Origin of the sequence: Psychrobacillus vulpis (assembly GCF_006861825.1) — a bacterium.
Classification (GTDB): domain Bacteria; phylum Bacillota; class Bacilli; order Bacillales_A; family Planococcaceae; genus Psychrobacillus; species Psychrobacillus vulpis.
The window spans coordinates 453,178-476,047 of the sequence record NZ_VDGI01000001.1; the positions used below are offsets into that span (position 1 = coordinate 453,178).

At 36.5% G+C, this 22,870-nt stretch carries 33 protein-coding genes, 2 tRNA genes and 2 rRNA genes; 6 read left to right on the forward strand and 31 right to left on the reverse strand.

Translation table 11 applies throughout. The features are described 5' to 3' along the window. The 25 genes from terL to FG384_RS02470 all read right to left on the reverse strand — a co-directional run bounded on the left by terL (position 1) and on the right by FG384_RS02470 (position 15,624). Positions 1-1,461: a phage terminase large subunit gene (gene terL / locus FG384_RS02355; protein ID WP_142640933.1), complete on the reverse strand. Its 1,461-nt coding sequence runs from the start codon at positions 1,459-1,461 to the stop codon at positions 1-3. Then, positions 1,442-2,350, reverse strand: a complete 909-nt coding sequence (locus FG384_RS02360) for a terminase small subunit (RefSeq protein ID WP_142640934.1) — start codon at positions 2,348-2,350, stop codon at positions 1,442-1,444. Before FG384_RS02360 ends, terL begins: the two co-directional genes overlap by 20 nt. A gap of 98 nt (positions 2,351-2,448) precedes the next feature. Continuing rightward, positions 2,449-3,204, reverse strand: coding sequence for a hypothetical protein (locus FG384_RS02365; RefSeq protein ID WP_142640935.1), 756 nt, complete (start codon positions 3,202-3,204; stop codon positions 2,449-2,451). Between the two features lie 146 nt (positions 3,205-3,350). Beyond that, the gene (locus FG384_RS02370) at positions 3,351-3,812 is read right to left on the reverse strand and encodes a sigma-70 family RNA polymerase sigma factor (RefSeq protein WP_142640936.1); all 462 of its coding nucleotides are present in this window, start codon (positions 3,810-3,812) and stop codon (positions 3,351-3,353) included. Between the two features lies 1 nt (position 3,813). Continuing rightward, positions 3,814-4,017, reverse strand: a complete 204-nt coding sequence (locus tag FG384_RS02375) for a hypothetical protein (RefSeq protein ID WP_142640937.1) — start codon at positions 4,015-4,017, stop codon at positions 3,814-3,816. Positions 4,018-4,114: 97 nt separating this feature from the next. Then, a complete protein-coding gene (locus FG384_RS02380; protein WP_142640938.1) occupies positions 4,115-4,693 on the reverse strand; it encodes an RloB family protein in 579 nt (192 codons plus the stop codon). Then, the gene (locus FG384_RS02385; protein ID WP_166462354.1) at positions 4,686-6,029 is read right to left on the reverse strand and encodes an AAA family ATPase; all 1,344 of its coding nucleotides are present in this window, start codon (positions 6,027-6,029) and stop codon (positions 4,686-4,688) included. The genes FG384_RS02380 and FG384_RS02385 overlap by 8 nt, the downstream gene beginning before the upstream one ends. A 92-nt stretch (positions 6,030-6,121) precedes the next feature. Next, complete coding sequence (locus FG384_RS02390; protein ID WP_420849935.1) at positions 6,122-6,316, reverse strand: XtrA/YqaO family protein; 195 nt, start codon at positions 6,314-6,316, stop codon at positions 6,122-6,124. 73 nt (positions 6,317-6,389) lie between these two features. Then, the gene (ssb, locus tag FG384_RS02395) at positions 6,390-6,836 is read right to left on the reverse strand and encodes a single-stranded DNA-binding protein (protein ID WP_142640941.1); all 447 of its coding nucleotides are present in this window, start codon (positions 6,834-6,836) and stop codon (positions 6,390-6,392) included. Beyond that, positions 6,833-7,048 carry a hypothetical protein gene (locus tag FG384_RS02400; protein ID WP_142640942.1) on the reverse strand — a complete coding sequence of 72 codons (216 nt, stop codon included), beginning with the start codon at positions 7,046-7,048 and terminating at the stop codon, positions 6,833-6,835. Before FG384_RS02400 ends, ssb begins: the two co-directional genes overlap by 4 nt. Positions 7,049-7,091: 43 nt before the next feature. Continuing rightward, entirely contained in the window at positions 7,092-8,054 is a 963-nt protein-coding gene (locus tag FG384_RS02405) for a DNA-methyltransferase (protein ID WP_142640943.1), read from the reverse strand. A 64-nt stretch (positions 8,055-8,118) separates the two neighbouring features. After that, complete coding sequence (locus FG384_RS02410; RefSeq protein WP_142640944.1) at positions 8,119-8,424, reverse strand: hypothetical protein; 306 nt, start codon at positions 8,422-8,424, stop codon at positions 8,119-8,121. A gap of 41 nt (positions 8,425-8,465) precedes the next feature. Further along, positions 8,466-8,885, reverse strand: a complete 420-nt coding sequence (locus tag FG384_RS02415) for a RusA family crossover junction endodeoxyribonuclease (RefSeq protein WP_142640945.1) — start codon at positions 8,883-8,885, stop codon at positions 8,466-8,468. 157 nt (positions 8,886-9,042) lie between these two features. After that, positions 9,043-9,195, reverse strand: coding sequence for a hypothetical protein (locus FG384_RS19690; RefSeq protein WP_166462355.1), 153 nt, complete (start codon positions 9,193-9,195; stop codon positions 9,043-9,045). Continuing rightward, positions 9,192-9,791, reverse strand: coding sequence for a hypothetical protein (locus FG384_RS02420; RefSeq protein WP_142640946.1), 600 nt, complete (start codon positions 9,789-9,791; stop codon positions 9,192-9,194). Before FG384_RS02420 ends, FG384_RS19690 begins: the two co-directional genes overlap by 4 nt. Before the next feature lie 11 nt (positions 9,792-9,802). Further along, the gene (locus FG384_RS02425) at positions 9,803-10,612 is read right to left on the reverse strand and encodes an ATP-binding protein (protein WP_240793322.1); all 810 of its coding nucleotides are present in this window, start codon (positions 10,610-10,612) and stop codon (positions 9,803-9,805) included. 12 nt (positions 10,613-10,624) lie between these two features. Then, on the reverse strand, positions 10,625-11,395 hold the full coding sequence (locus tag FG384_RS02430) for a DnaD domain-containing protein (RefSeq protein WP_142640947.1): 771 nt from the start codon (positions 11,393-11,395) through the stop codon (positions 10,625-10,627). Between the two features lie 52 nt (positions 11,396-11,447). Further along, entirely contained in the window at positions 11,448-12,266 is an 819-nt protein-coding gene (locus FG384_RS02435) for a PD-(D/E)XK nuclease-like domain-containing protein (protein ID WP_142640948.1), read from the reverse strand. Further along, positions 12,202-13,092, reverse strand: coding sequence for a hypothetical protein (locus FG384_RS02440; RefSeq protein ID WP_240793323.1), 891 nt, complete (start codon positions 13,090-13,092; stop codon positions 12,202-12,204). The genes FG384_RS02435 and FG384_RS02440 overlap by 65 nt, the downstream gene beginning before the upstream one ends. Then, positions 13,089-13,307, reverse strand: coding sequence for a hypothetical protein (locus FG384_RS02445; protein ID WP_142640949.1), 219 nt, complete (start codon positions 13,305-13,307; stop codon positions 13,089-13,091). The genes FG384_RS02440 and FG384_RS02445 overlap by 4 nt, the downstream gene beginning before the upstream one ends. Before the next feature lie 102 nt (positions 13,308-13,409). Beyond that, on the reverse strand, positions 13,410-13,616 hold the full coding sequence (locus FG384_RS02450; RefSeq protein ID WP_142640950.1) for a hypothetical protein: 207 nt from the start codon (positions 13,614-13,616) through the stop codon (positions 13,410-13,412). A gap of 243 nt (positions 13,617-13,859) precedes the next feature. Beyond that, a complete protein-coding gene (locus tag FG384_RS02455; RefSeq protein WP_142640951.1) occupies positions 13,860-14,129 on the reverse strand; it encodes a hypothetical protein in 270 nt (89 codons plus the stop codon). Beyond that, complete coding sequence (locus FG384_RS02460; RefSeq protein ID WP_142640952.1) at positions 14,126-14,656, reverse strand: hypothetical protein; 531 nt, start codon at positions 14,654-14,656, stop codon at positions 14,126-14,128. Before FG384_RS02460 ends, FG384_RS02455 begins: the two co-directional genes overlap by 4 nt. Positions 14,657-14,728: 72 nt before the next feature. Next, a complete protein-coding gene (locus FG384_RS02465) occupies positions 14,729-14,932 on the reverse strand; it encodes a hypothetical protein (RefSeq protein ID WP_142640953.1) in 204 nt (67 codons plus the stop codon). A gap of 44 nt (positions 14,933-14,976) precedes the next feature. Continuing rightward, complete coding sequence (locus tag FG384_RS02470) at positions 14,977-15,624, reverse strand: Rha family transcriptional regulator (RefSeq protein ID WP_240793324.1); 648 nt, start codon at positions 15,622-15,624, stop codon at positions 14,977-14,979. A 69-nt stretch (positions 15,625-15,693) separates the two neighbouring features. Here FG384_RS02470 and FG384_RS02475 point away from each other — a divergent pair, with 69 nt between their 5' ends. Beyond that, the gene (locus tag FG384_RS02475; protein WP_142640954.1) at positions 15,694-15,936 is read left to right on the forward strand and encodes a hypothetical protein; all 243 of its coding nucleotides are present in this window, start codon (positions 15,694-15,696) and stop codon (positions 15,934-15,936) included. On the opposite strand, the gene FG384_RS02480 is transcribed toward FG384_RS02475, so the two are convergent. Both FG384_RS02480 and FG384_RS02485 read right to left on the reverse strand, forming a co-directional pair. Next, positions 15,909-16,139, reverse strand: a complete 231-nt coding sequence (locus FG384_RS02480) for a hypothetical protein (RefSeq protein WP_142640955.1) — start codon at positions 16,137-16,139, stop codon at positions 15,909-15,911. The genes FG384_RS02475 and FG384_RS02480 overlap by 28 nt on opposite strands. 148 nt (positions 16,140-16,287) lie before the next feature. After that, on the reverse strand, positions 16,288-16,521 hold the full coding sequence (locus tag FG384_RS02485) for a helix-turn-helix transcriptional regulator (RefSeq protein ID WP_240793325.1): 234 nt from the start codon (positions 16,519-16,521) through the stop codon (positions 16,288-16,290). Positions 16,522-16,643: 122 nt separating this feature from the next. Between FG384_RS02485 and FG384_RS02490 the strand changes: the two genes are divergently transcribed. The 5 genes from FG384_RS02490 to FG384_RS02510 all read left to right on the forward strand — a co-directional run bounded on the left by FG384_RS02490 (position 16,644) and on the right by FG384_RS02510 (position 20,456). Further along, the gene (locus FG384_RS02490; RefSeq protein WP_142640956.1) at positions 16,644-17,102 is read left to right on the forward strand and encodes a helix-turn-helix domain-containing protein; all 459 of its coding nucleotides are present in this window, start codon (positions 16,644-16,646) and stop codon (positions 17,100-17,102) included. A gap of 286 nt (positions 17,103-17,388) precedes the next feature. Beyond that, complete coding sequence (locus FG384_RS02495; RefSeq protein ID WP_142640957.1) at positions 17,389-17,619, forward strand: hypothetical protein; 231 nt, start codon at positions 17,389-17,391, stop codon at positions 17,617-17,619. Between the two features lie 50 nt (positions 17,620-17,669). Further along, positions 17,670-18,251: an ImmA/IrrE family metallo-endopeptidase gene (locus FG384_RS02500; RefSeq protein WP_166462356.1), complete on the forward strand. Its 582-nt coding sequence runs from the start codon at positions 17,670-17,672 to the stop codon at positions 18,249-18,251. Between the two features lie 72 nt (positions 18,252-18,323). Continuing rightward, positions 18,324-19,004: a hypothetical protein gene (locus tag FG384_RS02505; RefSeq protein ID WP_142640959.1), complete on the forward strand. Its 681-nt coding sequence runs from the start codon at positions 18,324-18,326 to the stop codon at positions 19,002-19,004. Between the two features lie 279 nt (positions 19,005-19,283). Beyond that, positions 19,284-20,456 (forward strand): tyrosine-type recombinase/integrase, encoded by a 1,173-nt coding sequence (locus FG384_RS02510; RefSeq protein WP_166462357.1) that lies wholly within the window; start codon positions 19,284-19,286, stop codon positions 20,454-20,456. Positions 20,457-20,563: 107 nt separating this feature from the next. Here FG384_RS02510 and FG384_RS02515 read toward each other — a convergent pair. The 4 genes from FG384_RS02515 to FG384_RS02530 form a co-directional block, all read right to left on the reverse strand. Continuing rightward, positions 20,564-20,636 (reverse strand) — tRNA-Thr (locus tag FG384_RS02515). 13 nt (positions 20,637-20,649) lie between these two features. Continuing rightward, positions 20,650-20,724: transfer RNA gene (locus FG384_RS02520), tRNA-Asn, on the reverse strand. A gap of 1,719 nt (positions 20,725-22,443) precedes the next feature. Next, positions 22,444-22,559 (reverse strand): 5S ribosomal RNA (gene rrf, locus FG384_RS02525). Positions 22,560-22,617: 58 nt separating this feature from the next. Further along, positions 22,618-22,870, reverse strand: a 23S ribosomal RNA gene (locus FG384_RS02530); the annotation flags it as partial.

Below are 22,870 nucleotides of genomic sequence, written 5' to 3' on the forward strand. Positions count from 1 at the left end.
CTACTTTCCTAATAGATTTTTATAACGCTCAAGCGGATTTGAATTGTTTGTAAATAGTTGATTCAAAGCTTGAGTGGTCATATCCACCAAGTCATCATGTGCTGCATTCGGGAAACTGACTAATTCCTCAATCAAATCTTCTACCCAAGGACACATATTCGGATGGGGCAAATAAACATTTCCAGCTTCAAAAAGAGGAGACACCGCATTAGCGCGTGCCTCCTTTCCTCCATCAGGATCAACTGGAACAATACCACTAATCTCATCTTTTAACATTTCGATGATAGCTGAACCGTTTGCTTTATCCTCAATATATTTACTTCGTGCGTTTGGCCACTTATCGGACATAGCACGAATCGCTTTCATCGTATCAGCAAAGCCCATTCTCCTGTGGTCAATATCAAACAAGAAGTATTGCGATTTTTTACGACCCCACACGCCACCGGCTACAAAGTCGCTAGTATCATTACCCTTAAAAGTACAATCCCACGATTGAGCCATCTTATCAAAATGGGTAGGTAAAATAACCACATCATCTGATAATCCCCATTCTCGATGTTGCTCTCGAGTACGTACATAATAACGAATCCATTCACGCTTGAAGATAGAACCTCCAGCAGGAGACGGCCTTTGTTGATAAAGAGATGCCCATGTACGCGATCCAACTTCCGCTTTTTTATCTGTTGCCCACTGTTCATCGAATCCGAGTTCAGGACATAATGGTTCTCCGATTTCACGTTCTAATAGATCGTCTTCATCTTCTGCAATAGCAGGTAAGCGTAAACGAACCCATTGTCGTGGACTTCTAGCAAGTAGCCGACCAATTAAATCATCTTCATGCCATCGTGTCATGATGACAATTACTGAAGCACCATCATGCAAACGAGTTGAAAGTGTCGCTTCCCATTCGTCCCATATGTTATCTCGGATAGTTTGTGAACTGGCTTCCTTCATGTTTTTAATAGGGTCATCAATAATCATTAAGTCAGCACCTTGACCAGTGATTGAACCGCCAATACCAGTTGCAATCATTCCCCCACGTCTATCCTGTACACCCCAGTCTTTAGTAGCTGCGTTTGAATCGGATAACTGGACCTTAAATAATTCATGGGAAAACTCATTAAATTTATTACGGTTCAATCGTCCGAACTTAGTAGCAAGTCCATCACTATAAGCAGCTGCTATAACTCGCTTATCTGGATTGCGACCAAGATAGTAGCTTGGGAATGATTCAGTTACCGTCATCGACTTACCATGTCGTGGTGGCAATTCAACTAATACGGATAGTTGTTCACCATCAGCAATCCTCTGCAATACGCTACAGATCAATTCTGTATGTCTAAAATGAGTGTAATGACCGTGGTGTACATATTCCACATAATCACGATAGTTACGACGAGCAAGCTCTTTATGAGCTTCGTACGATAACGCTTCAAGTTGTTCATCGCTTAGAGTTGGCAATTGCCCTCAACTCCTCTGTGCTTAAATTACTGAAGTCTACTACGCTTATATTTGCATTGCCAGTTCCTTTTGTTTCAGAACGAGTTTTTGCGATATCAGCTTTGGTTTTCTCTTCACGCAATCGTTTCAATTCATTTTCGTTAAGTAGATCCTTATGCTTCGATAAAAACTCAAGTGCCTTCATCTTGTCAGCCAACTTAACTGTTATTCCATCTTTACCTTGCTTCACCTCAGTAATAAGGGTGCCATCAATTTCAGTGGATTCATTCAAATGAACAAAGTTGAAAGCATAAGTTTTGATATTTCCATGCATATCTATTGCTGGTTGTCCGTCTTCTTGGTATTCAATTTCTTCTTGTCTACCAAACTTCAAATAATCAGTAATGTCTGCAAAGGCAATGTCAATCCATTTTTGAATGAGTGTTCTCTCATCTAAAAGTGCATCTTCTGTTAAGCTGTCACGTACTCTAACAACTTCTTCGCGAATCCGAGCATCTCTGAGCAACCGTGGACCATTAGTTAAAGCAACTTCTCTACTACACCCATAAACTTTCTGATAAGCCTTTGTTGCATTCCAGTACTTCACATAATAACTAATAAAAAGCCGTTGTTTATCAGTGAAACCATCATCCTCTAATTCGAAGGCTTCCACTGATTCAACGACTTCTTTTTTTGGTGTTTTAATACTCTTTTTATTTGGAGTACTCCGTTTATTTGTTTGGAGTACTCCGTTCAATTTTTGACTCCATTTATCCTTTGATTTCCAACTACCGATTGTCTTTTCTGGTACGTCTAACATCTCAGCTATCTTGCGATTAGTTATGTCACTCTTATGTTCTTTCCAAATCTCAAATGCCTTATCTCTATTTGGATCACGTGCACGTGGCATTTCATATCACCACCACTCCTTTAATTAGATTCATGGTCGTATCACCCCATTATGCTATTTGCTTTTATGACATAGAAAAAAGCACCTCCTAAGAGATGCTAGCCCTGTTTCTTTCTTATTTGCAATTCAAATTTATCACTAAAAAATTCATCAATTTTAAATTCTGTACTTATATCAGAAATATCACCAATATTTTCGATTAGAGGAGTATCACTTTCAACATCCGTAAGAACTAATCTATATTCATTCTGATTTTTGAAAAACTCGTCCTTCCAAAAGTATATTTCTGTACTTTCTTGGTCCGTATACACATTCGTTCTCTTCGAATTGTTAATACGATAATCATCATAATTAACTTTTGCAGCTTTAAAAGAATATTTTTCCTCAAAAGCCGGGACAACTCTTTCAAGGAACGGCTTTGGGTTGATATATAACATTTGATTTCCGAAATCGTTAACTAAATTATCTACCTCCTCTTTAGGAAGATTGAATTTAGTGTAATAGAAGTCTTCATCTTCACGAACTATTTCTAATACTTCTGCATCAACTGCATACATGCAGTAAACAGGTCGTTTTTCGTCGCGGTTTAATCTAAAATTTATTCCTCCGCTTAAACCTTCAGCAACTAATTCTCCTGTCTCAGAATCAAACATTTTAAACGTCATATCTGAATAAACTCTTGAAGCCTCTAATTTATCACCAACACCCTTAATTCCTGATTCTTTCTCTTGATCAATGTAAAATTTCAGATTATTCATGTACAAATTTCCAGCTTTAAGACTTTCAATATACTGCGTAAACTTTACAAGACCAAATAATTGTCCATCAAATTCCCTAGTTTCTGATAACATCATTTGTCTCACCTCCCAAGACAATATTCGCCATAGTTGGTAATAATCCTGCATCATATTACCTAATATATTCACACTGCCGTCGAAGATGGCAAACACGCTAATATTTTCCTGCGCGAGATACCTACCTAGCCGACCCTCCTTCCAGTTTACACCGCAATTTTTTCTTTTTGCAAATAGGTTAGGATTTGGCTATTTTGGCTAATTTGGCGAAAAATCTCTTGCTTCTTAATACGTACAAAATCCTTGGAGGTTGTTAAATGTGCTGCAATATCTCTATGCGTCATGCCATCTAACAAACAGTCGTATATAGTCTTAGCAGTTTCATCATCTAAAATATCAAATACACTTTCCAAAGCGAATACTATACACTCCATTCGTTCCAGTCGTTCTCTTTGTTTCTTTTCTCGGATGTCCATCTGTTTCATTTCAGCTACACTTTTACCTGAAGACCCTTTCGGCATGGCAGCATCTAAACCATATTGAGCTACTCCCCAGTTAGTCATAGGAATTGAAAAGCCGTAGATAATGGATTGCAATCTCTTTATTTCAGCCTTCATCATTCTGTAATCTGTAACTAAACGCGCTATATCAAACTCTGTATTTCTCATATTAAATCCCTCCAACTCTTTTATTTCGAATCGCTCCACCAACACGTTGGTACGTTTGACGATTACACCCCATTAAATCTTCAATATCCCTACGCGTTAGACGTTCTTTTATTTGTTTGCTTGTCTTAGTATTCTTTTCATCTATCTCTTGAATAAGAGGCTGTTTTAAACCTTTTTCGATAAGCTCTGTTTGAATCGTTCTCATTCCCATCTATCCCTTTGATGAAATAAAAAAGAGGACAACAAATGACACAGCGATTGCTGTAATCAAATGTTGTCCTCTAGTTGGCTAGTAGAACTTATTATAAAAATATCTCTTTAACTAATACAGAAATATCTGAATAAGGATTATTACCCCAATAGGAATTTATTTTTAATAATTCATCATTGTTTGCAACCGCAAATGAAAAATTCTTTGCAACCTGATGTACTAATTTTTGTTCAGCTTTTCTATTCTTATAATCTTGTATATTTATATGTCTATTCATTTTTTTGTATAGCTGACTATCAGTTATCGGATTGTTATTAACCCTTTCATAATGCAAAAGGAACCATAATTCGAAACAAATATTAGTGAAGTGCACTTTGAATCCATTTTTTTTTGCTAATGCATATGCCTTTTGTATTTTGGAAATGGTATTTAAATCTTTATCAAACACTATATATACTTCCGAAGGTTTCGATTTCTCCGCTCTTACTGCAAATTCAACCAGTTCTAATCCAGACATTTTTACTTCTTTAGGAACAACCTTTACATTAGCTTTTTTTGTCATTTGGTTCAATTTTGAAAAGTAGACTTCTTCTGTCTTACCTTCACAAAAAATATAGATAGTTTTACTTGTCTTTAAACCTTTAGAAGTTCTTGGACCAAATCTACTCATTAAGTTCACTACCTTCAAAAAGATTCAAATTCAAGTCTGTATTCAAAAAATAATTTTTTGCTGATAATAAATCAATTACGGGTTTTGCTCCAAACTGACCTTTGATATACTTTTTGGCATAAGAAACATCACTTCTTTTGCGATTATTTAAATCATTAAAATCGAACAATGAATATAATTCTGTTTCGTTCTTATAATTTTTTTGAGCAAACCAGATCTGATCAACTCTTAATTCGCAATCCAAAAGTTCAAGTTCATGTGTTATTAGTATAAACTGATTATTCATATTCCTTTTCGAGTTAAATAAAGCAATTAAAAATTCACATATCGCAAGGTGAAAAGCAGTATCAAACTCATCTAGTAAAATTGTTCTTCCTTCATTAAAAGAATCAACAATTATTGCCGCTATATAAAGCATTTTAATTGTACCCTTAGAATCCTCTAACAGTCCTATTTCTGAACTTCCAACTACTCTTCCCTCGTTATCATAATTGTTATAAATTAGTGTTATTTCATGTATTATAACTTCTGTTAGAAGACTTCCTCCAATTTGTTTACTAACCTCTTCCATTAATTTGAAAAATTGTGGATCTGCTTTAACGATTCTTTTTGTCACTTTTATATCTTCAATATTAAAGTCTGCTATTTTCAAAATATTCAGAACTTCTTCTTTAAACTTAGTATCCAATAGTTTCGCCGCCAATGGATCCCTTTCAAATTCCATTGAATCATCACGTATTAATACAAGTTTATTTTGAAACCAATCCATTATTTCTAATGCTATTTTATTATTAAAACTTGCTAAAACTGATAAGAATAAATTGTTCTTCCTTGTGAAATTTTGAAGTTTTTTATCAATCCTATTTGAATTTATTTCATATTTGTATTCATCTTCATGTTGATATATACGCTCAAATAAAATGCTTTCTTTATTCTTTTTAATTTCTAATAATTTTTCAAGTATTATCTGTTCTTCATTAAACTCTATGCAGTAATTATAGATTTTCTTTTTTAATAATAATGTTATATCAAATTTAGTAGGCTTGTTTTTATTTTCATATTGCATTCTAAACGGGTTTGTTACAATGTTTTTTGAGGTCTGCTTTGCATCTCCCAAAGTTAACAATAATCTTTTAAATTGATCAAGTGAAGTAAATAAATTTGTCTTTCCGCTTCCATTTGCTCCAAAAATCATAGCATTTTTTAACAGGTTCACATTATCATTTTTTAATATATGGGTATCATTAAACTTTACTAACCTTGCACCAGTTTGCATCGTAAATGTTGTACTTTCTTTAAAAGAAAGGTTATTTTCAATTTTGAAATCAATTAACATAAGTTTCTCCTCCGAAACCATATTTCTGTCATTGTATCACAAAAAAACATTAAATATACATAACTATTGCACTTTGAGACCATTTTTTTGGTTTAAAACTCTTCACCCTCTTCCTTCCGCATACGCTTTACCTTACCTTGATGCGTTACAATCTTATATTCCCCATGTGGTGGAAGCTCTCTGAGTTTTGCCTTTCCATCACAGATCACAATCACACAACTGGTAGTTATATCCATTAAATCGACAGTTAGCTGCATTGTTCTAATGTCTATTTTTAAATTTTCCATATCCACCAAGACCCCTCCAATGTGTTATTATTGAGTTGTGCGAGACAGGAGGAGTCCTGTCTTTTTTTACTGGCTAAAACGGTAAATCATCATCTGTCACTCCAACAGGTCCTTCACTATTCGCAAAAGGATCTTCATCTACCCTTGTGTAATTCTGCTGAGGTTGATTCCCAGTACTGTTGTTTTTTGTAGCCTGTCCATTCTTCGGTTCTAAGAATTGAACGCTATCTGCGACAACGTCTGTAGTATATACACGCTTTCCGTCTTGCCCTTCGTAGCTACCTGTTTGGATTCTACCTTCAACACCTGCTAAACTTCCTTTTTTCAAGAAGTTAGCCGTATTTTCGGCTTGCTTTCTCCAAACTACACAGTTGATGAAGTCGGCTTGTTGCTCACCATTTTCACTCTTGAACGTTCTATTTACTGCCAATGTAAATCTGGCCATTGCAACCCCACTTGGAGTGTACCGAAGCTCTGGATCCTTTGTTAGCCTTCCGACTAATACGACTCGGTTAATCATTCATTTACCTCCAACGCCTTTCGTAATGCATTATTTTCATCTACTAACTTCTGATTCTGTTCTTCTAGTATTTCAAGATTATTAGATATATGAATTTGTGTAAGCACCCAAAAGAAGTCTTCTGCACATACAGTTATAGTGTTGTTCTTCTTGTTAATGTGCTTATTTGCTTTTCTTCTGATGCTGCGTAATCTCGTTTTCGTGGATGCCATGTAAACCATCCTTTACGTCGCATTTTGTTCGTACTGTGTCGTTTTACATTTCATGTATTAACTCCAGCTGCACTTCACTTAATCGTTTTTCAGCTATTTTTATATACTCTGGATTAAGTTCAACACCAACAAAATTACGGCCATGTTTTAGGGAAACTAATCCTGTTGTACCTGAACCAAAGAATGGATCCAAAACAACTCCATTAATTGGACTACCAGCTAATACGCATGGCTCAATTAAATCTTCCGGAAAAGTTGCAAAGTGAGCTTCTCTTAATGGCTTAGTCGTAACTGTCCATACTGATCGTTTATTTCTTTTATCACGAATAGCTCGGAATGCTTCTTTTCCATACTTTCCATCGAAAGAACCACGAACCTTATCTTCTCTTCTTTGCTTTTGTGGTTGACCGAATGCCCCTCGAGACCCCCTTACATCCTGTGTTCCATAAATAGCAGGTTCTTTGATACTCTCATGATCGTAATAATAGATTTGAGATTTACTTAATAGAAAAATGTATTCATGTGATTTAGTTGGCCGATCCTTTACTGATTCAGGCATCGGATTTGGTTTACTCCAGACAATGTCTTGTCTCAGATACCATCCATCTTGTTGTAATGCGAAAGCAATTCTCCAAGGTAAACCGATTAAGTCCTTTGGTTTGAGATATTCATGAGAACTACCACCAGCTCTTAACATGTAATCTTTGCTCTTTCCTTTATTGCCGATATACTCTAAACCATTTTTACTTCGATTCGCCCAATAACAATCGCCAAGATTGAGCCATACTGTTCCATCATCTTTAAGTATCCTCTTGATTTCACGAAATACCTGGACCATGTTTTCGATATACTTTTCAGGAGTTTCTTCTAGTCCTATTTGTTCTTTTACACCGTAATCTCTCAACCCCCAATAAGGAGGACTTGTGATCACTGTATTTACGCTCTGTTCTGAGAGTGTTTTTAAGACATCAAGGCAATGTCCTTGATAGATTTTATTCAGTTCCATTGCCATCATCCTTTCTTATGACACATTTTGTGTCCAGTGCTTCACATTTTGTTCGTACTATGAATCAAAGCAATGATGCATCTATTAATAAAACGCCATTGTCGATTGAATCAAATTCTTTAATAGCTTCTTTCAAAGTTTGTTCGGCAATAGTCGGATCACGCATTACTTTCGTAAAAGCGTACTCTTTTGTTCGTAAGTTTGGATGCGCTTCTTCTAATACAGATTCAACGCTTTCGCCCCCAACAATTTCAACGTAAATTTCAGTTGCTTGTTTATAAGGCGGTTTTACACCTGGCTCAATGCCTTCTACCGTCACGACAACTAATGCATAATACTCATTTTCATTAAACTCATAATAATATTTCACTTTTAATTTCCTCCTTCACAATTTGTGTCTAGTACGTCCTATCAAAAAGCAACTCTCACAACAACTCTAGGATGCATGCTATAAAACTTACGAACATTCAAAGTAACCACTTGGCTGTCGTCCTGCCATATCACTTTGTTAAGTCCATCCTTTACACCCTTAACGTAATTGTCCACGTCCGGCTTAGTTGTTGGTCTTAGCTCACCTTTTTCGATAAGAGCCTGTTTTGGCTTCGTCTGATACTTCTTAGGAGTTGCTCGGTAAATATCAATACTCAAGTCTATTGGACCTGTTATGAGTTCTTTTGGTGCGTGTTGACCAGCTACCAACTTCACATATTGTTTAAAGTCTCGAGACTTAGCAGGATCGTAGAGGACAGTTTGACCTGTCCATGTCTTACCTGCCCTCGGTCTACCTTGAGCTACTGGTTCTCCTGGTATTTCGAAAAGAATACTGCTCATCTCACACCCTCAGCAACCTGTTGTTTTACAGGACTTCCAAATGACTCTATTAAACACTTGCTAGAGCAATATAAGTCATGCCACTTATGCCAAACTTCGTCACCCTTGTGTATTGTTTTCTCGCATTGTTCGTTTTCACATACAGCAACGATTTGTTTCATGCCGATTGCTCCCTTCTGATAAACCCAAACTTAACCTCAGCTTCTTGAAGCTTTAATTCGACTTCTATCAATCGTTTTCTGTTTTCTTCATGGTCAATTGGTCCACTTGGTTGTACGTAATAAAATCCTTGCCCCGGTATCCATTTCATTCGGAATCAACCTCACTTTCGAAGTTTATGAATGACTCTGCTGGATAGAAACCTTTTATTTCGCCTTCTTCATAATGTTTCTTAATTAAATCCAAACCAGTGTAGTGATATTCATCGTTTGTGACTGCGGTATCTCCTTCTCTAAACTCCCCAACCTCACGACCAATCGACTTCCACAACTGACGTTCCTTTTCGACTTTAATTTCTTCGGGTGTAGCATGACGAATTATACTTATTGGAGCAATATTGAAACCGTCTTTACCTGTAATTTCAACTTCATAAGATACACCTTCAACGATATTTACTTTGAGTATCTCGTAAAGTGCATCTTTATCTCTATTCAGCCAACGAACCATAACCTTCTCACCTGGTTTGAACTGCGGTTCGACTTCATATTGTCCTAGTAGTAGTTTCATAAGACTTGCACCTTCATCAAAATCTATTTCTTGATTCCACTGAACTAAAGTTTTTATGCGATTATCTCCAACTGTGAAGTCTGCTGTAACTGACTTGAAAATTTCTGTTAAATTCCAAGATACTTCTAAATCTTTAAATGCTTGAGCTACTTCTTGTGGTACTTTCACTTTTTCAGTCATTTCGTTTCCTCCTAAAATGATTTTTTTCTGTAATCCTTACCGTTCATTGGAACAACCTCTGTATCATCCATAATTCGTGAAAAGTTTCGTGCATTCACTTTACTTTCCAATTCAGAGCTAGATAAGTTTGTGGTGTAGATCGTATGCTTACCGGCTCTGCTATCTATTACTTCAAAGAGTTTTGTCCACGTCCAATTGTCTGGACCATTCTTCGCGTTCGTATATTCGGCTCCCAAGTCATCCAATACGAGTAAATCAACCATTGCTACAAATTCCAGTAAATCGTTCTCTGAAAACTTGGAGTTGGGATTATATGTGTCTTTGATTTTCGTTAATAGTTTAGGAACTGATAGGAATAAAGCAGAATATCCTTTTTCAATTAGTTCCTTAGCTGCCGCATAGGATAGATGGCTTTTACCTGTTCCATATGTACCAACTAACAGCAGGTTTTTCCCTTCTTTTGGATTAAACTCATTCACGAAATTCAATAACTCTTGTTTAGCTTCATGTAGCTCCTGGTTAGGAGGTAAATAGTTTTCAAGAGTTGCTTTTAGTAATGATTTATTAACCAATGAATTTTGGTCGAATATATCTTTTGTGCGATTCATTCGAGCCTTCTTGTCGTTCTCCAGTGCTTTTTCTGCAAGTACTATATCTTCACACTTACACCCAAGATAAAAGCGTTCAATCTTTCCTTTATCAGGACCACCGGCTATTGTCATTTCAGTTACACTAACTTCTTCCGAGCAACCCTCACATTGATAAGTATTTAATATCACTGGAGTCGGAAAGTTAGTAAGTAGTTCTTGAATACCTTTCACAGTCTGCACCTCCTAGAATCCATAGTTGTATTCAGGTTTTTCTTTTTTCTTTTCAGGTGGTGGCACTATTTGGAGTTTAGGTGTTCTGTTCCGCTGAAACTCTGTGTCTGCAGCTTTAACATCATCAACTGACTTAATATTTGTGTCGCGCCATTTTCTTAAGATCCCATTCACATATCCATAGTTACGTTTGTTCGCTAATGTAGCTCTAGTTAGCGCTTCGAGTACTAGTTCTTCTCCAAAAGTGTCAACGTCTTTTACAATTGCTTCACCGATGTTTGGAATAAGTGGTCCAATATTCGATTGGTAGAACTGAATGATTTTCGCAAGCTCAGGACTATTAATATTAATAATTTCTTTTTTATTAACATTATTAACATTATTGTTTGTGTTCACTTGCTGTTCATCTGCTGTTCGTTTGTTGTTCACTTGCTGTTCATGTTGTTGATGTTCAGACCAATTAATCACTGTAACCACGCTATATTTCGTAGTTGTTTTGATGTTCAACATTTGCCATTCTTCGAAATTCTTCAACCATCTCCATAGCGTTATCGCTGAAATTACTTCATCCTTTTTAGCACCCTTATTAAACTCTTCTGCAAGTGCATTTCTTCCCGTAACAAATTGTCCTGGTTCTAATTTCACCATTTGATTTCCGACTAATTGTTCGTGTTCTTTGTGTGATGCTTTCATTAGACAATGGATCCAGAGTTTCAGCATGAAGGCATTTGAGTATATTGGGTTGTCCATTATTTTTCTGTGTAAACTAATCCAACCTGCCATTGCCTATCCTCCTTCCCTTTGCTTATAAGTAGTAGAGGGGAAACCCCCTCTATTAATCTAGTAAATATTCAATCTCGAACGTATTGTTCAATTGCTTGGTCTGTCTGCAATAAGCACATTTATCACAACGTATAGGCTCTACTATTCCGTTTTTTACACGAATAAATCTGTCCATCATGGATTTTGTGTACTCTATTTCAAAGTCGAATCTTGTATTATCGAAATGTAAAACTGCCTTATCTGGTGGACTTTCTTTCGTTACCGCAACAATGTATGGATTGAAATACTCTCCAATGTTCTGTTTAATAACTTCGCGATAAATAGCCATTTGAAGTACATAATCATAGGCTTGAACGAAAGATACATACTTTTGGTACTTATCCGACCAATAACGATTAGAAAGGCTCTGTGTAGTCTTTAAATCGCTAAATGTTTTACGAGCGAAGTTTATTGAATCCACTTTGATTTTCCATTCGGCTCCAAACAATTCGGCAGTTAATATCATTTCCTTTTCACCATCTAAAGCGAACATTGCAAAAGGATCGTTTTTTATGGTTTCAATCATTGCATCTGCTTGAAGATATTCAGCGTATTTTCCACCACGACTTTTGAAAATTGAATCGTGATTCTCTTCATGAAACTTTTGAAATTCATCTTCACTTTCAAATGCTGCATGAGTGTAACTGCCAACCATCAAAGCCGTACTAGACGACGTTTGATGATCTCCATTAATGATTGCTATTGTTCGAGCTTCACAATCCAACATATTTTTGAACTGTGACACGGAAAAATACTCTTTATTTGCTTCAATCGAGTGATAATTCTGGCTGTTCAGCAGGAGGAGTTTCTGTTGCTTTATTTGCGTCACCATTTACTGTAGCCTCCTTACTACTATCCTTTGTGAATGCTTCACCTAGTTCACTAGACTTATTTTTCCCAGCATCTTTATTGAACCAATCCTCTACTTTACTCATGCCATCTTTAACCGAATTAAAGATTTTAATAAGTTCTAAGTAATCGTATTCTGTAAATGATTCGGCATTATAACCAAACTTAGCCTCGACCATTTCTTGAGTAACACGATATTGTTCTTTAAATGCTTTTAAAGCATTAGCGATACGGTCTTTTAAAGGACCTTTATTGTTTCCTTTTAGCGTTTGCTCGCACTCCGCTACCGCTTTATCTACAATGTCACCTGGAATGATGCCGAGCACACAAGCACGTACTCGACGAGCTCCACTACTTGCGACCAATTCGTAAATATCACGAGGATCCGTAAGTTTCTGCAAATTACCTTTTGCTTGTCTGCTATGCTTAACGGTAAATACTTTTTCTTGCCTTACATTCGTTTCAAGGTCCCACGCATAAGCCATAGCTACTGATTCACCTTCACGTTGTTCAAGCTCTTTCACACCAAATGAAAGATTGCCCCAGTTCTGAGCTAACACTTCAGCTAACCGTATTGAAGGACCACTTACCTTTGTTCCTCCTCGTGGATACTGATACATAGCAACTTCTGCAAGTGATGAACGTTTGCAAGAATCCAAAATACGTTGCTCCGCTTGAAAAATATTTCTTGGGAATTGTTTCGCTAGAAAGATAGCACCCTTCACTTCTTCCATTTCACGTGAAGCTGTAGCTTGACCAAGGACACCACCTTGTTGATTCTGTTGGAACTGCATTGATAATTCGCTCATGCTATTTTCACTCCATTTCTGCCTAATATTTGATTTTCAATTTGCGTATATTGCTTTGTTAATTCTTTTATTAATTCAAGTTCACCAAATGAAACTAATATTTGTATTTCAATTGCAAAAGCAAGGTTCAAAACATCCATATCAAGTTTCTTCATATTGCTTTGTTGAACAAATTTACATGTGTTTTCATACCTTTTTTCGAGATCAACAACCATGTCTGTTCCTCCTCTTGATATTTCCAAGGATTCTCGATATAATAGATTCATAGATTTGATTCGAGAATCCTTGAAGTCCGCTACTGCTATAGCGGTCTTTTTTTATGCACTTAAATCAATCACTTCGTTTTCTTCAAGTAGATGATCTCCGATACACCCAGTTGAACAATATAAGTTCCCATTAAACTCATATCCTTCTCCTTCATAAAGTTCTTCCCTACATTGTTTATACTTGCAATGACCAACTTTTCTAGGTACTTTTAAAGGCTCTTCATATCCATAACCCGAGACCATCGGATTTTCTAACATGTTCTCACCTGCTTTCTGAGGGTTGATTCCCATCAAGAAGACCACAAGCGCAAAGGGTATACTTATGGACTTCTTGACGAGAGCCAAAAGCTCCGTCATAATGTAATTACATATAAGTTCAGCTGCTGATTAACTCTGCCAAGTTAGTCAGCCTTTTTATTTTTTATGCTAAGACTCCCCCAAATGTTTCCTGCAAGCATTGCCACCGCTATAGAAACTACATAAATCATTACTTGTTCTGGACTATTGAACATGTCGCTTCACCACCATTACGTCTATTCCTGCAAGAACTAACCTATTTAACAACTCTTTCATTTCCTTTTCATGCTTTTGCTTTTCTGCTAATTTCAGCAACACATCTAACGATTTGTTAATGTCTTTAATAAAAAGTAATGTTTTTTCAAACTCTCCTTCTTGTAAGCAATTTCTCGCTCCCTCTAAGCAATCTAAGATACTTACGTGTTCTCTTAATGCGTTTCGATAATCTTCTTTTTTGAATAGTTCCTGTCTCATCCGAGCCACCCCTTAGCCATCCATTGAGGCATTAAACCTCTAATGCAATCTTTTATAGATATTCGATAATCCTTCTGTAGTTGGATTAGCATGTTATCGATAAACACTTTTCCATCCAGTAACTCTTCCATAAGCGCCTTTACTTCAATGCGTTCTTCTTTAGAAATAACTCCAGGCGGTTTTGCAAGATTAACTTCCTTCATCTTTGCTATAGCTTCTTGTAACTCTTGAATCGTGTACGATTCGATAGATAATCGATGTTGTTCAATGTGCTTCCCTCTGAATACTGGTGAGGTATAACCTTCGCTAAATTCATATAAAACATCCGTAATGTATTCGGGATTGTCATATGTTTGCATGGATGTCCTTGCAATGTCTTGCTGCATCTTTCTTCTGTCATTCTTCATATGACTACCTAACTGCCGGCTAATATTTAAATCAAAAGCTAATTGATCTCCGTTTAGTTCCTCTGAATCCATTAATCTAGCAACCGCTTGTCCTACATTTGCTGCATTTTTAATTGTCATTTCCCCCATGTCTCCTTTTGTATCTGAATGGTTCTTTTTTGATACGGTCACATCTCATAGAATGAAGATAAGTTAAAAAGAAACACTTTGTTCCTCATCCTCCATCAAAAGCCAACGATCAATCAAATCCAGGTCAAAAATTAAAATACCTGGGCTTGGACGTCTGCAAGGGATACTTTTTGTTTTTAGCAGACGATAGATAGTTGTTTCCGACATATCGCAATTGATTGATTTAAAATAATCCGATAAGGCTCTAGCTCCTCGCACTTTTCTCATGATGTCCCTCCTGTCTATTAGGGCGTTTAATACGCCCTCTCCAATTAAGCAGCTCGTCTAGGTATCCACGCTTCTACATATCTAACTGCAAGCTGTAAATCTTTACGTTTAACGTCTTTGTATGAAGCAACACCGAATCGGTCTTTTATTTCTCTATAAATTTCGCGGAATAACTTAGGACGTAATTCTGCAACACATTCCAGTTCGTACACTTTAATAGCAACAGCTTTTTGTAATCTACGTTGTTCGCCATGATCAATCGTGATTTGATTTTCTACTTTTTCCTTTAGATCCATAACTTCACCTTTTAGAACTTCTACTTCTTCTGAAGTTTCCAATGACAATCTCATTGATGCTTTAAGTTGTTCTTTTTCAGAAAGTACTTTTGGTTGAAGTAATACTTGCTCCATCTTGTTAAAACATTCGATATATTTGACTGCAAATTGAGTACCTTTTTCCCCTGTCATGCGAGTTCCGTATAATTCGCAACCTTTTTTCGTTAATGAGAAACAAGGGCGCTTTTTGTTTTGCGAATCTGTATACTCACTTTTGATGAAATATGTGCCCACAATTTTGTGGTCACCTCCCAAATGCTCAATGACTGTGGAAATATCTCGTAAAACTTGATCATGTCGACGTCCTACCATTTCGGCAATTTCTAAACTTGAAATACTACGTTGTAAATGATTCAATTTTCTTCCTCCTTTTAGTAGGGTTTCTTCCTTCTCTGTCGAAATGTGTAAGAGAAGGAGGTGTTACTATTGATAAACGAACATAATTTTGACGAATTAGCCAAAGAAGTTAAACGTGAAATTTCTTTAAAAATGAAAGAAGAACTACCAGATCTTTTTAATGACATTGATATGAATAACAAGGCTGCATTAGGTACAATAATCGCTGATGCTGTAAAACTCTCTATGACCTTTTCCATGAAATATACAGACACTTTGGTTAAAAGAGTTTTAGAAGAATCTAATCAGACATCTAATAAAGAATTGAAATAATTATCCAATTCACTTTTTACCTGATTGATTATTTCTGCTGTTGAGAATTTTAAAATACCGTTTACAACAAGTTCGCATTCTTCAATTTCTTTAAGAGTTATTTCTAATTGCTCCACTTGGTCGGTAGCCTTTTGGAGCAAATCTACCAAGGTATCTAAATTTTTAATTTCTATAGATACTGTCAAATCTTTTAAACCTGCCATCCTTCTCACCTACCTTTTTCTTCTCTCACACCCACCAGCAAGGTTTTAAAGTCTTGGCTTGACCAATTGGCGTCGCTCGAGTCATTTGACTGTCATGGCGTACTCCGCTCGTTTAAAAGCTTGTTGCTGGGTGCGAGGTTCTATTTTTTTATACAACCCTTTTATTTTTATCTTGTAAACCTTGCATAACATAGTTTTCAAAAAAAATATGATATGGATCCGTTCTTAGAGCTGATGCAATAGATAAAGCTAGACCTACAGCAGGTTCTTGTCCATGAAGTTCGATGTTAGTAATTGTTTGTCTTGACGCTCCTGAACGCCTCGCAAGTTCAGCTAGAGACATACCGATAGATATCCTTACTTCGCGAAGATTGTTAGTCATGTATAACACCTCCTTGAATACAATGTAACACATGTATAACTTTGGTGTCAACAATGATTTACAATAAATTTATTTATATTAAAAGTTTATTCATGTAAAGTATGTATTACGGGGTGATTACAATGGAAGCCTTAAGTCAGTTAATTAGAAAACTTAGAGGAAAAGAGTCCCTAAGAGAAGCTAGCAAACGAATAGGTATAAGTCATACATACCTTGATACAATTGAAAAAGGTTTTGATAAAAGATCTGGAAAACAAGTTAAACCAACTCCAGAAACTCTAAGATTAATATCTAATGCTTATAAATATGATTATGAAGAATTAATGAGAGAAGCCGGCTATTTAGAGGACATTGAAGAATCTAAGAATGATATTAATGTAGCAGGAAAAGAAATTAAACTTTCTTCTGAAGAAATAGAAGTATTTAAGGAACTAAGAAAACACCCAAATCTTTTTCATGATTTAGCTTCTAATCCAGAAAAGAAAGTGAAAGAGCTGATTAAACTCTATACGATGAAGAAGATGTTTTTAGAAGATGATGATGAGGAACCTGGTGATGGTTTTGGAAGCCTTAAAGAATAAGTGAAGTGGTAACTTATGCCCCTACACAAAGTAATTTGTGTCTGAAAATCGGATGAATTCATGGGAACCCTAAGTCTTGTATAAGAAGAGATATGGCAATCATGAGCCAAGCCACAGGAAGCTATCTGTATAAGGTATGTGGAAGGTGCAACGCATAGGCAGTGAGGACGAGCTACCAATAAACTGCCCACGAGCGTCCGACACCCTGTTATTAGGGTGATGATATATGCTGAACTTTTTGGAAACAAAAAGAAGCACAGGATAAAAAACCTGTGCGATAACAAAATTGAATATGCGCTTGTCTATCCCAGAGAACACCGCTTCTCTATCTGCTGTAGAAACCGCCTTTGCAAACATCCAATCGCCAATAAGCGAAATCGCAATCGGAGGTGTTGCTGCAAGCATGACTAAAGGATTAGGCATTGAAAATCATTTAACTAAATGGAATGAAATTGAACAGCGTGCAATGGGTAAACTAAATAGTCCACTTCATCTTATTATAACTTTATCAGAATAAAAATAAAAGAATCAAAGAGGAAATATTGATTACGAATGGGTAGTGAAAAGATGCTACAACAACTAGATACTACAGATTACTGGGAAGAAAAAGCTGAAAAGGTCCTCTCGAATTTCAAATACAACAACCCAGACGAAATCGATATTGAAGATATTTGTTGGAAATACGGGATTAAGATAAAACCCTTGGATATCACTTTCGCTGAACCTTACTTAGACAGCGAAGATATTTATTTCTTAAAGTCGTTTGCTCTTCCGAGTGAGGTAGACAGAAGAGGAACGATTTTTTTAAAACCTGGGCTTAATGCGATTGAACGAAAGCTTTTGCTTGCCGAAGAATTTTGTCACATATATGCTCATCATTCATCTCAACTATCGTTAGACATACATTCTATTAATAAGTTAGAAAATCAAGCGAAACGAATGTCAGCATACATATTAATGCCTAATAAATTCATCCAGAATGTTTACAACGCAGCGATAGAACAACCAGTGTTAATTAGCAATATTGCAGATTATTTTGTAGTAACAGAAGAATTTGCACATTATCGTTTAGAGTTAATATTTAATAGAAAAGTAGATTCTATATTTGCTATTCGAGGTAAAGTAGGATTTATGGAATGGTTAGAATAAGCGGTTGAAATAAGTGGGAAATAATATTTTTTGTGGTATATTTGAACTATTATTACGTAGGAGGGATTTATCATGACAGAGAAAATTAAAGTTAAGAAACCGTTTTATAAGAAGTGGTGGGTATGGTTAATTGCTATTATTTTTATTATTGCTATAGTAACTCCTCAGGAAGAAGAAGTTACTAAAGAAAAAAGCATAGCAACTTCTAGTGAAGTCAAAAAAGAAGATAAAGAAAAAAAAGCTGAGGAAGAAGCTAAAGCAAAAGAAAAGGCTGATGCTGAAGAAAAGGCAAAAAAAGAGGCTGAAGAAAAAGTTAAAGCCGAAGAGGAAGCTAAAAAAACTCCTGTTCAGAAAATTGAATCCATCATTATTGATAAAATAGATAAAAAAACTAACATGGATAATGATAGAATCGTTAGCATTGAAGATATATCAGAAGCACAAGACGGATCTTATGTAATAGCTAAGTTAAACGCTAGCGAAAATTTTACAAATAACCTTACAAAAACAACAATTTGGTTAGATTCCATTGAAATTTTAGAGCCTATTTCTAAGTTAGAAAGTACGAAAAAAATTGTTTTACAATGGCAACTACCATTAACGGATGCTTATGGTGATACTAAAGATGGTCAAGTTATGACAATTGATCTCGAAAGAGAACAGCTAGATAAAATTAAATGGGACAGCTTTAATGGAGAGAACTTTGCTGTAATAGCTAATAACTATTTTGAACACCCAGCATTTAAAGAATAATTTTTTAATTAACCACCCTTTCTTTTGGGGTGGTTTTGTTTTACAATAATAAGAACGTATGTTTGAAAAGATGGAATTTATCTTCGTCATATACTAAATATATTGTGGCTACATAATTATGAATCGAAAGCCATTTATATGATACAAGAGACCTTTCTAGTGGAGTACCGTTTTGCTAAAAAAAGGTTACATCAGTACTTACAGAACTACCGATGTATCTTTTAGTATCTTTCAATATACTTTAGTACTGCTTATGCTTAAACAGAAAGGATGAATGATATGTCATCATTTAAAGAATTAATACCAAATAAAAAATATCGTTTATATGTTGAGTTAGGTTATGATGCGGCAGGAACAAGGATTCGTAAAACAAAAATTGTAGAGTGTTCAGGTAAACGGAAGGCTGCTGATCTATTAAGAGTATTTGAAAACGAAGTTAAAGAAAGTTTGCACTTAGATGATGATAACCCTACTTTTAAAGACTTCGCTTCACGATGGACTAAAAACTATGCAGAAAATGAACTGGAAGCTTCAACGAAAGAAAATTATTCTTATGCTATGAAAAGTTTAGAAAAGCATTTTGGCAAAAAGCGGTTGAAGGATATTACTACGTTTCAGATTGTGCAATTCTTTACGAAGGAAAAAGTACAAAATTCTAATCTAGAGAAAAAATATAATCTATTGAAGTCAATTTTTAAGCATGCGGTCCTTTGGAAAATCGTTGATGAAAGAAACAATCCGATGTATGGTGTCCAGAAGCCAAAACATAAAAAAATGAAAGTTGAAGCAAATCAGTTCTTCGACAAAAATGAGATACCTCATCTTATTAGCGTAATGGACAACCTTCTTGAACACCAATACTTGATTGCAGCACTTGCTCTTTTAGGAGGATTAAGAAGAGGCGAAGTATTAGCTTTGACTCCTGAAGTAATCAACTGGGATACAAACCAAATTCATATTAAAAGCTCATTACAGAGTTCAAAACAGTATGGGTTGCGCATTAAATCAACAAAGACTGATGATGATCGTTATGTAACGTACCCAAAGTCACTAATGAATCGATTAAAGCATCACTATGAAGATAAACTTGCTCTTAGAGAGGAAATGGGTAATCTTTGGGAAGGGTTTAAAGATGGCAAGGGGAAAGAAATCTTTTTAATTTTCTCTAACGAATATGGCAAGCCTTATCGACCTGATAGTGTCACACAATTTTGGGACAGATTCATCAAAAGGGAAAAATTAAAGGAAGTATCTTTTCACGGACTTCGACACTCATCTGCATCCTATCTTTTGAGTGAAGGTGTTAATATGAAGGTCATCCAAAAACGACTTGGCCATAAGGATATCAAGACGACGTTAAACATGTATTCTCATATAAATGAGGATGATGATAAAGATGCAAGTAATACTTTTGATAAGTTGTTTTCAGACCAAAATAATGAGGAAAAATAGTGTTTTTTTCTAAATTGGTCACACATCGGTCACTTCAAACCAACATAAAATAAAAAAACCATTCTTCGCAACTGCAAAGAACCGCTTTATATCAACGTTTTCTATTAAGCTTCCAACCGGATTTGAACCGGTGACCTCTTCCTTACCATGGAAGCACTCTACCTGCTGAGCTATGGAAGCACAGACAAAAAAATGGCTCCGAAGGTAGGACTCGAACCTACGACCAATCGGTTAACAGCCGATTGCTCTACCACTGAGCTACTTCGGAACAATACATTTAACTAAAGTACAAATATAATTATAGCATCTCTTTTTATAATTTCAAGTCTATTTCTGCATCTTTTTCATAATTTTAGCGTGATAAATACTAGATTTTCTAGCTTATTTTGAGTTAATTTTCTTTATCTTCAAAGGGCAAGTTGAATAATTTCCTAGGCAATAATTTGTGTCATTTATATTGCTACACTAAAGCATAAATGATTAGTTTCATTTGAAATAAATGGAAAAATAAAGCAGAAAGTAAAAGTCCTTCTATAAGTGAGTAGTAACATTAATTTAAAAAGCTGTACTTCCTTGATAATTGCTGAAAGAGATCAAATAAGGCAAGAGTGAGATTAATAACAATAGAAAGGAGATTTTACTATCACAGAGAAACCCTCAACTTCCATCTGCCCGTCTAACGTTCGATTCTCGCGTATGCCATACGCTCCGAGTCTCTCTTCTTTGCTTCCTCGAACTCTTTGTTCCTCTCCTTTCTCGCTACTCTTTTTACAGTTTGCTTTCGGCATCTTATTTCTGGATCATACACGAAAAAAGCCGCTACCGTGTAAATGTGAATATAAAAATGTACATTTTTGCTCGCATAAGGATGTACATTATTGATTTTTTTACTCTCAACAGCATAACGTGATAAATTATTACAACTTGACATGGAGCCTCTGCGGGTATGATTATCCCGCCAAAAAACCAGCCGTATCAAGGGCTGGTTAGCCATTCGAGGCTATCATGCCCGCCACTCCAAGTAAAGTAGTAATAATGCCAAGTGTCAAAAATGTACATCGTTAAACAATCATTTTTGTACATGCTTAAATTATCATTTACACTACCGATTGCTCGGTAACGACTTCTTAGTGCCTAGCGACGTTCTACTCTCACAGGGGGAAACCCCCAACATCGACGCGCGAGCTTAACTTCCGTGTTCAGGCTTCGAAAGCAGAGGAACGGCAGATTTCTTCGTCAGCCGCAGTCGATCGATTCTCGCGTATGTTATACACTCCGAGTCTCTCTTCTTTGCTTCCTCGAACTCTTTGTTCCTCTACTTTCTCGCCACTCATCTTACAGTTTGCCTTCGGCACTTTATTTTCTGGATCAAACACAAAAAAAGCCGCTACCGATGACTCGGTAACGACTTCTTAGTGCCTAGCAACGTTCTACTCTCACAGGGGGCCCCCCCCTACTACCATCGACGCAGGAGCTTAACTTCCGTGTTCGGGCTGCGAAAGCAGATGAACGGCAGATTTCTTCGTCAGCCGCAGTCGATCGATTCTGGCGTATGCCATACGCTCCGAGTCTCTCTTCTTTGCTTCCTCGAACTCTTTGTTCCTCTCCTTTCTCGCTACTCTTTTTACAGTTTGATTTCGGCATCTTATTTCTGGATCATACACGAAAAAAGCCGCTACCGATTGCTCGGTAACGACTTCTTAGTGCCTAGCGACGTTCTACTCATACAGGGGGAAACCCCCAACTACCATCGACGCGCAAGCTTAACTTCCGTGTTCGGGCTGCGAAAGCAGATGAACGGCAGATTTCTTCGTCAGCCGCAGTTGTTCGATTCTCGCGTATGTTATACGCTCCTAGTCTCTCTTCTTTGCTTCCTCGAACTCTTTGTTCCTCTACTTTCTCGCTACTCCTCTTACGGTTTGCCTTCGGCATTTTATTTTCAAATACAAAAAAGCCGCTACCGATGATTCGGTAACGACTTCTTAGTGCCTAGCGACGTTCTACTCTCACAGGGGGAAACCCCCAACTACCATCGACGCTGAAGAGCTTAACTTCCGTGTTCGGTATGGGAACGGGTGTGACCTCTTCGCCATCATCACTAGACAATGAGTGCTTATTCACTCAAAACTGAATAAAAGACATTTTGACAAACAAATTCTATTTGGTTAAGTCCTCGATCGATTAGTATTCGTCAGCTGCACGTGTCGCCACGCTTCCACCCCGAACCTATCTACCTCATCGTCTTTGAGGGATCTTACTTACTTGCGTAATGGGAAATCTCATCTTGAGGGGGGCTTCATGCTTAGATGCTTTCAGCACTTATCCCGTCCACACATAGCTACCCAGCGATGCTCTTGGCAGAACAACTGGTACACCAGCGGTGTGTCCATCCCGGTCCTCTCGTACTAAGGACA